The organism is Cupriavidus sp. KB_39 (assembly GCF_052114485.1).
Lineage (GTDB): Bacteria > Pseudomonadota > Gammaproteobacteria > Burkholderiales > Burkholderiaceae > Cupriavidus.
Genome location: NZ_JBFREV010000031.1, coordinates 73,171 through 81,308 on the forward strand (window position 1 = coordinate 73,171; position 8,138 = coordinate 81,308).

Genomic DNA, 8,138 nt, shown 5'->3' on the forward strand with positions numbered 1-8,138 from the left:
GCCGATGACGGCAAGGCAGATCAGTGATTCGAGGAGGATGTAGCCGCTGGAGCGCCGCTGAGGGCGGCGGCCGGAAGGGGAGGGTGGAGCAAGGGACATGGCGCATCGGTTCGAACAGAACGGATGTCCACGATAGCCTCGGGCGAGGCCCTAAAACGTGTCCGGATGTGGAGGTTTTGTGGAAGTTTGTGTCCGAGGCCGACTCGGATGTAGCCGGTGGCATCGGCGCCGCCGGTCACGGCGATGGTGATCACATGGCTGCCTTGATCGCAGGTATCCCCGGACCCCGTAGTCTGGGCGGCGCAAGCCAGTACCTTGAGTTGGGCCGGGTCCGACGAATACTTGTTGTTCACCGTGAAATACCGCTCCTGGGCACCCTGCACGCGTGCCAGGGCGGCCTTGGCTTCGGTGCGGCGCGCCTTGGTCACGTACTGCCCGTACTGCGGGTAGGCAATGGCGGCCAGGATGCCGAGCACCATGACCGTGATCATCAGTTCGATCAGCGTGAAGCCTTGCATGCGCTGCCGCAGTCCTGTCCGGGTCATTGCCGTTCTCCGTCTTGTTTCATGTTGCACCGCCATCAGTGCAGGATCTCGCGCCACGACAGGCGACCGCTCGGCTTGTCGGCGCTTTCCGTGATGGTCTGCGTGCCGCCGCTCGAGCCGGACATCAGCTTGCACTCCTTGCCCGGGCCGCAGTCGATGATAGGCGGCTTCGGCGTGATACCCACCGTCGAGCCGACGCCGCTCACCACCACACCGTTGACCGTATCGTTCTGGTCGATCTTGCCGTCGCCGTTCAGGTCCACCGGCGATTCACTGAGACGCGCGCCGCTGAACGTGCCGACTTCGTAGATGAAGCTCGAGCCGCCGCTGTCGCAGACCTCGGTGGACGGCGTCATCGTGACCAGCACGACACGTTTGCCACGGATCAGGGCGTCCGTGACCACCCGCTCGCCGAGTTGGGCGTAGGTTGGGCCAACCAGAAGGTCCATGTACCAGCCCTGGACCCCTCCAGGCGTCAGTTGCACCTTTGTGTCGGTCGAGATCCGGTAGGTGAGGCCGTTGGAAACCCCAGCCGACAGCGTCTTCTGTTCCTGCAGCATGCTGCGCGTGATCGTGCCCTGCGCGGTAATGTTCTGGTCCCAGATGCCGTACAGCGACTGGGTCGAGAAGTTCGAAGGGTCGCTGTTGTCGACGTACCGGCCCGTGCCGAACACCACCATGTAGCCGCCGGTCGGGTTGCGCGCCACGTCCGGCTGGCCGGTGATCGGTTGGCGGTTGCCGGCACTGTCCTTGGCGGTGAACATCAGCTTGCGCGTGGACTGCCACTTCGAATCGGTCTTGTCCGAGACGTCGAACTTCCAGAGGTTGCCGAGCAGGTCGCCAGCGTAGAGGAAGTCCACGGTACCGTCGCCGTTGACGTCCGCCGGGAGCACCGAGGCAATCCCGTTGGACGCCGTCGCCGTGGCATCGTCGAGCGTCAGCTTGAGATAGTCCGTGCCGGGCGTCCAGCGCTTCGAGCCCCGCACGCGGTCCAGGTAGACGATGAAGATGGAGCCACGGCCCGCCGTGCTGTTGTAGCCGTTTCCGAAGATCGCCACCCACTTGCCATTCGACATCTTGACGATTTTCGGCTGGCCCACCACGTGGCCGAGATCGGCGTCGGCCGAGCTCGGGAACTCCCACAGCACGGTGCTGCCTGCGGTGTTCTCGCTGACCGACTCCGGATCGGTGACGTCGAGCGCGAACACCCCACGGCCGCCGAGGCCGAGGCCGCTGACCAGCACGGTGCGCCAGTTGCTGTTGACCTTCGCATCCTTGACGGCGGGTGTCCCGTCGACCGTGTAGGTGTGGACGTAGTCGAGGTTCGTCAGGGTGGGCAGCTTGCTGTACACCAGGGACGGCACGTAGGCGAACAGCTCCTTGCCGCCGTCTTCATCCTTGGCGGAGAACGCGTGCATCATGCCGTCGTTCGCGCCCACGTAGAGTACTGGCTTGCGGGACCGCTTGCTCAGCACGAACTCGGCGTAGTCGTTACCCGCGTAGCCGGCGTTGGGCGGGCCCACGTACTGCGGGCTGGAGTTCACGATGTCGCCCAGGATGGTGGTGGGGCGGGCGCGGAACTTGCCCGAGGCATCGCCCTCATTGCTCTTGTCTCCGCGCAGCCAGTTGACGCGCTTCGTGCCGTCCGCGCCGCCCGTATTCATGATGGTCTGGAAGTCGGGGGGCAGGCTGTCGTAGCGGAACGGAATGCCCGCGCCATCGGGATCCACACTGTTGTACGTGAGGATCGCGCGGTTGGTAGGTGCGATGCCGCGGAGCGTCTGGCCGGCGTCCCAGATGGCCGGGAGGACGGCCTCGCCCTTGGCATTCAAGGCAAAGTTGAACAACTGGCCTGACCAGTCGGAGCCGTTGAAGCGCGCCTGGTAGGACCGTGTGTTGACGTCCAGCCGCGACGAGCTTGCCGCGACGGAAGAGGACGACGAGGTGGCCAGGATCGAGATGAAGGCACGTTCCAGCGCCGCGCTCAGCGCGCCCGGGTTGGTGGCGTAGAAGTAGTTATCGGGCAGGCCATCCGAGCCGCCGTCGCCATTGGACAGGCGGACGTCCCATTCGGTCTGTTTGTTAGGGGTCTTGTCGCCGTCGCTGTCCTTGAAGCCGCCCCACTTGGCGGCGTACTGGAGCGGGTCGAGGAACTGCGAGCCCGCGTTGCCGGTTACGCTGTAGGTGACGCTCGTTTCCGCATCGCCCAGATTGCAGTTGCTGCAGCCTTTGACGCCGGTCGGGTCGGTGTAGTTGAAGCCGTAGATGCCGGAGTGGAAGTGCGGGCCGTCCTTGTCGGTGCCGGACACTACGTAGCCGAAGCCCTGCCCGTTGCTCGAGGAGCCGGACACCACCTTCGTCGACACCGTGATGTTGCCGCCGGTGACGGAGTAGCTCAAGATACCCCAGACGTCCTGGTCGTAGTCGCCACCGGCCACCGAATCTTCCCAGCTCACGTAGAAGCGGCCGCTGCTGCCGTCCTGCGAGATCACCTTGAAGTCAACCAGCGTGCCGGTGCTCGGGTCAACGTTGGTCGGGTGCAGCTGGTAGGACGGCATGATGGTCACGGTCTTGCCGTTGACGTTCACGTTGATCTTGGGCGTATTGGTCGCCAGCTGCACGGCGTAGGTGGAGACCTTCAGCGCGGCGTTGCGAGTGGTTTCATCGGCGGAAGTGACGTCGAGGTCCGTCCGGATGCGGTTCATGTGCGCGAACAGCGCCGCGCCCGCGATCTGGAACGTGCCCTTCTGGGACGGTCCTTCCGGGCAGATCCCGAGCACGTTGCTGAGCGAGCCGACCTTCTTGGCCGAGCACACATTGTCGATGATGCCGCCGCTGACCCCGCCCGCGAACCAGTTGCCGTTGTCGATGCCTTCCCCGGTGCCAACCTTGTTGGTCCAGTCGCTGATTGTCGGCGATCCGGCCAGATCGCTCAGGCCGCCCAATTGGTCGTTGTCGTAGGAGGAAACGCTCGAGTTGAACACCAGCGCATTGAGCGGTGAGCAATAGGGCGCCCGCTTGGGGTTCGACGCCGGCAGGTTCATCGGGTTGGCCCACGTCGCGGTCGTCAGGCCGAGGGCCACATCCTTGCCATTGGTCTTGGGTGCGAAGTCGGCGTTGGCCGTCTTCCCGGCGAAGTAGCGGAGCGTCTCGACATAAATTTCCGAGATCGGATTGCCCCATGTGGAGCAATTCCCCTCGTTGGCCGGCTTGTTCTGGGCGTTCTGGCCGCCGCTCGGTTGAATGGCGGTTTGCTGATAGTTGCAGCTGTCTGCGCTGGTGTAACCCCCATCGCTATAGCTGTAGCCGTATGGGCGCAGCTTGTCGATGTTCCAGACAATGCCCTTGACCGGGGTGGCAGCGCGGTAGGTAAAGATGCCAGAGTCAGGGTTGATCTCGGTCGAGAAGTTCGTCACGTTCTGGCGCAGCACACCACCTGAGATGTTCTTGTCGTAGGTGCCCGTCATCAGCCCGAACAGCATCTGGCCGGTTTCGCCATACTTCTGCAGCAACCCGTACGGCTTGTACGCATTGCCGTACTGTTTGCACGATTCGCCACCAATCATCCCCGTTACGCAGGCCTGCACGCGTGCGTTGAACGTGCCCTTCGCCTGCCCCGTGCCGGTGCCCCGAACTGACTGCGACGGGTTCTCGGCCGACGCGTTGATGCCCGATGTTGCGGCGCGGTTGCCGTTCGAGGAGCCGGAGACAGTCTTGCCGTTGGTCTGAGGCAAAAAGCTGCTTTGGGTGTTGCTGGCCTCGCTGTACCAGTTGCACTGCCATTTCTCGCTGGCGCCCCAGGTGGCATAGTTACCTTTGACTACGCGCAATTGCGGGGCCTGCGTGTTGGCCTGTGAGTTGAGATTGCTGCTGTCTTTCGGGGTGACATTGCAGATGGTCAGGCCGCCGCGCGTGAGATTGGACACGGTCCACGACGAATAGCTGTTGCTTGCGCCGGCCGGCTTGGACACGCTGTCCGCGTAGATCGCCATCGTGATGGCGTTGCTATTGCCAATGCTGCTGATCCAGCCGGTCAGCGATGTGCCGGCCGGAGCGCTGCCGCGCGGAACCAGCCGAATCTGGTCGCCGATCTGCATCTTGGAGTTGTCGCTCACCGTCAGCGTCACCACGTCGGCGCGCAGCGTGATCTGGGTGGACGACGTCTGGGTCTCCACCTCGGAAGGCAGTTCCAGGTCTACCGGCACCAGTTTGCGCAGGTCGGTGCCGCCGTAGTACTTGGCCCAGGCGTGGGCGTCCATCGGCAGGAACGCGCGTTCCAGCACGGTGGTCGTAGCCGTGTCTACGGCGCGTGTGCCGCCGTAGAGGATCTTGCGCACTTCGTCGATGCGGCTCATCGACACCCAGTTCAGGAAGTTGCCGCTCCACTTGGTGCCGTCGCAGTATTTTGCGCTGTCAGCCATCGCGGCGGGCACGAAGCCCTGGATGCTGCTGCTGTCGTAGTTGTAGCACTTGGCGGAGTCGAAGTAGCCCGCGTAGGTGATGCGCGAGCTATACGTCGAGTCCAGGATGCCGTCGCCGTCCAGGTCGGAGTAGTCGTTGTACGCCTTCTGGTGAAGCGAATGATCCTTGGAGAGATCGATCATTACCATCGGCGAAACGCCGCCGCCTGCATAGAGGGGCTTGGTGGACAGGTTGAGCTGTGCCGCCGAGGCGGAGGCCACGGCGAGCAGGAACGATGCTGCAAGCAGTACGGCTTGCAGGCGGCTCGCGGGTCGGTGCAGAAGGAACGGTTTCATGGTGCGCCCAGCGGTTGGAGGGTTGCGCGACACGGTTCGGGAAGTATCAGAAACGCACGACTTCCTGGATCATCACCTTCGTGCTCGGGTTGGCCCCGTAGCCGATGGCGCTGACGCGGAAGACGTACTTGATGTTGCCGGCCTCGAGGCTGCCTTCGTTGATGTCGGGGATCGATTCGATCAGGTAGCGTGGCTGCCTCGAGACGCCGTTGGAGCCGGCGGCGGCCACGGTCGGCAGCTTCTGGTCGGCAGTCAGCAGCGTCACTTCGCCGAGTTCCACGGACCGGGCGGGATCCTCGAGGTACAGGTCCCATGCCGGCTTGCCCGTCACGGCGGGCAGGCAGAAGCCCTTGAAGCCGGCGACGTCGCAGGTCAGCGCCGCGCCGGTGACGCCGGAGATGAAGCGGATGTTGCGGATGTCGTTGCGGGCATCGCGCAGCGCTGCCTCGGCAGCCTGGAGCGCGATGTTCTGGTCGCGCGTGTTGCGCGCCATGCGCTCGGACGACAGGCTCGACATGCTCGCCGCCAGCCCAACCAGCGTGAGGATGATCAGGAACAGCAGCACCAGCACCAGCGAGATGCCGCGCTGCCCCTGGCGTCGATGCAGGCGGGCGCGCGGACGGGGAAGGATTCGCGTCATGTCGTGTCAGTTCAGGCGGTTGCGGAGGGCGATGAAGAACGTGGCGTGCTTGCGCAGGCGGCCGTCGTTGGCCATGTTCATGACGCTGCCGGCATCGCCGGCCGGGGCGGCGTCGTTCTGGGCATACGCCTTGCCGAAGTGGTTCAGGACCAGCGAGGTCGGCGCGGCGTTCGTGGTGCTCTTGCCGCGCAGCACCAGCGACACACGCAGGGCGCGCACGTTGGCCATGTTCGCCGCGCCGGGGCGGACGAAGCGGTTGACGGTCTGGTCGCCGTCGGTATCCTCGCCCAGCAGGATCTGGAACGCCTCGACGTTGGGGAACAGCGGCGTGGCGGCCCCGTTGACCGTGCACTGGAGCCAGGGCACGCCGGCCGCGTCGTTGATGATCGAAAACACCTCGGTCATCAGGATGTTGCCGTTCACATCGTTGCCGGCGCAGTCGATCATGGTGCCGTCCGGCGTCGGGGCCGTGGGCGTGCCCGGCACCGCCGCGGGGTCGGCCCCCGGCGGCGACGAGCCGAAGTAGCGCACGGTCAGTGTGTCGCTGGCATTGACGCCGGTATCGTTGGTGGCTTCGAGCGTCTCGTTGACACCGAAGCTGTTGTCCAGGAACGTGAAGTCGGAATAACCGGCCTGGCGGCCCTGCCGTTGCAGCAACTGCGCGATGGCGCGCGAGTTCTCCTGCACTTCGGCGAGGTCGCCCTGCGTGTTGTAGGAGCGCTGCTGCGCCAGGTAGAGTGAGATCACCACGATGACCAGCAGCATGCTGATCACCATGCCGACCATGAGTTCGACCAGGGTGAAACCCTGCGCGCGGCGCCTCGGTTTGCGGATGGACGTAGTCATGGCACGAAGGCGGTCACGAATCGTTGGGGGGTGTCCTGGCCGTCCTCGCGCCACCAGATCTTGATGACGTAGGGCGCACCGTTGACGTTCTGGCACTGCGGGTCCGCGGCGTCGCCGTCATTGGGGGAAGCGTCGATGCAGATCATGCCGCTGGCGGCGGGCAGCGCTTCCTTCAGATCGTCCAGCCAGGCCGCGAAGCTGGCCCCGGCCATGGCCGCCGGCGTGCACCCCTTGGCCGCGTAGCAATCGGCGTTCGGTACGCCATTCGGCTTGTCGAACGCGCCGGCCGTCATGGCGACCTCATTGCTGCGCATCTGGTCCGCCATGTTGTAGGCCATGGTGGTGGCGATGTTGCGCATGGACGCCGTGCGGGCATCGACCAGCGTGCGGAGCTGCAGCATGGCCAGCGCCAATACGCCGATGGCGAGCACGACGATCGTGATCAGCGACTCAATCAGCGTGAACCCGTCATGGCGCGCGCGCGTGGGCGTGCGCAGTCGAACCGGGCGGGCACGTCTCGGTAGGCCGTTCTGTGGGGAGGGCGACATGGCGTCAGATGCAGGGCGTCTGCTGCTGGGTTTGGGGGCGGCCGCTGCCGGTCATGCTGACGGTCTGGCCGGGCAGTTCGGAGTTGCGTTCACAGAACCGCCAGGTGGCCGTCGGGGAAGTGGAGGCGCCCGAGGACCGGAACCGCACCAAATCGGGTGTGGCGCCCAGGTTGCTGGCTTCCAGGGTCAGGGTCGGGGTCGGTTCGTCGCTGTAACGCAGCACGTCGTCCGTAGGATCGACCACGCCGTCGGCGTTGAGATCGGCGAAGATCACGCGCCGCTGGTTCCAGTCGTCGGAGCAGGCGTTGCCAGTGCCCACGGGACAGATCGTGACGGTGCTGTTGCGCCGTGCCGCTTCGCTGCGGGCCGCTTCGATCTCGGTGAAGAACTTCGACGATTCCGTCGCGATGCGGCTGTTATGCAGGAAGGAACGGAAGTTGGGGATGGCCGCCGCCGCGAGGATGCCGAGGATCGTCACGGCAGTCAGCAACTCGATCAGCGTGAAACCGCCGATTAAGCGCGTCTGAGAGCGGTGGAGATGCCCGATGCGGGCGCGGCTGCGCGGCTGGCTGGCATGCTGCGGCGACCCCATGCCAGCGGGCATGGACGCAGGCCGAGCAGGCGTCAGCAAGCCCACTGCCCAAAGGCAGAAAGACTGACCCATTTGTGACTCCCGTCCAAAAAATCGAACTGTTCTTTTGCTTTTCTACGGGCGGCGCGTTGGAGTTTTGCTGCGCCGGAGCCTCTGTTGGGCCCCGTTTACGCCGTGCACGCGCTCGCCATCCGGCCTCCTTACCCGAAG

6 protein-coding genes are annotated in these 8,138 nt (G+C 64.7%); all 6 read right to left on the minus strand.

Annotation, left to right across the window (positions count from 1 at the left end):
• Positions 1-20 precede the first annotated feature (20 nt).
• The 6 genes from AB4Z27_RS21355 to AB4Z27_RS21380 are packed head-to-tail and all read right to left on the minus strand — an operon-like array spanning position 21 to position 7,940.
• Complete coding sequence (locus tag AB4Z27_RS21355; protein ID WP_441645202.1) at positions 21-545, minus strand: type IV pilin protein; 525 nt, start codon at positions 543-545, stop codon at positions 21-23.
• Positions 546-580: 35 nt separating this feature from the next.
• The gene (locus AB4Z27_RS21360; protein WP_441645203.1) at positions 581-5,302 is read right to left on the minus strand and encodes a pilus assembly protein; all 4,722 of its coding nucleotides are present in this window, start codon (positions 5,300-5,302) and stop codon (positions 581-583) included.
• Positions 5,303-5,348: 46 nt separating this feature from the next.
• Complete coding sequence (locus AB4Z27_RS21365; protein ID WP_092290522.1) at positions 5,349-5,942, minus strand: pilus assembly PilX family protein; 594 nt, start codon at positions 5,940-5,942, stop codon at positions 5,349-5,351.
• A 6-nt stretch (positions 5,943-5,948) separates the two neighbouring features.
• The gene (locus AB4Z27_RS21370) at positions 5,949-6,788 is read right to left on the minus strand and encodes a PilW family protein (protein WP_092290885.1); all 840 of its coding nucleotides are present in this window, start codon (positions 6,786-6,788) and stop codon (positions 5,949-5,951) included.
• Positions 6,785-7,336 (minus strand): type IV pilus modification protein PilV, encoded by a 552-nt coding sequence (gene pilV / locus AB4Z27_RS21375; RefSeq protein WP_092290520.1) that lies wholly within the window; start codon positions 7,334-7,336, stop codon positions 6,785-6,787. Before pilV ends, AB4Z27_RS21370 begins: the two co-directional genes overlap by 4 nt.
• Before the next feature lie 4 nt (positions 7,337-7,340).
• A complete protein-coding gene (locus tag AB4Z27_RS21380) occupies positions 7,341-7,940 on the minus strand; it encodes a GspH/FimT family pseudopilin (RefSeq protein WP_177219837.1) in 600 nt (199 codons plus the stop codon).
• Positions 7,941-8,138 lie beyond the last annotated feature (198 nt).

Bases quoted from the DNA above. Each gene is read 5' to 3' on its own strand.
- AB4Z27_RS21365 (WP_092290522.1), bottom strand. From the start codon at position 5,942: ATGACGCGAATCCTTCCCCGTCCGCGCGCCCGCCTGCATCGACGCCAG.
- AB4Z27_RS21360 (WP_441645203.1), bottom strand. From the start codon at position 5,302: ATGAAACCGTTCCTTCTGCACCGACCCGCGAGCCGCCTGCAAGCCGTA.
- AB4Z27_RS21380 (WP_177219837.1), bottom strand. From the start codon at position 7,940: ATGCCCGCTGGCATGGGGTCGCCGCAGCATGCCAGCCAGCCGCGCAGC.
- pilV (WP_092290520.1), bottom strand. From the start codon at position 7,336: ATGTCGCCCTCCCCACAGAACGGCCTACCGAGACGTGCCCGCCCGGTT.
- AB4Z27_RS21355 (WP_441645202.1), bottom strand. From the start codon at position 545: ATGACCCGGACAGGACTGCGGCAGCGCATGCAAGGCTTCACGCTGATC.
- AB4Z27_RS21370 (WP_092290885.1), bottom strand. From the start codon at position 6,788: ATGACTACGTCCATCCGCAAACCGAGGCGCCGCGCGCAGGGTTTCACC.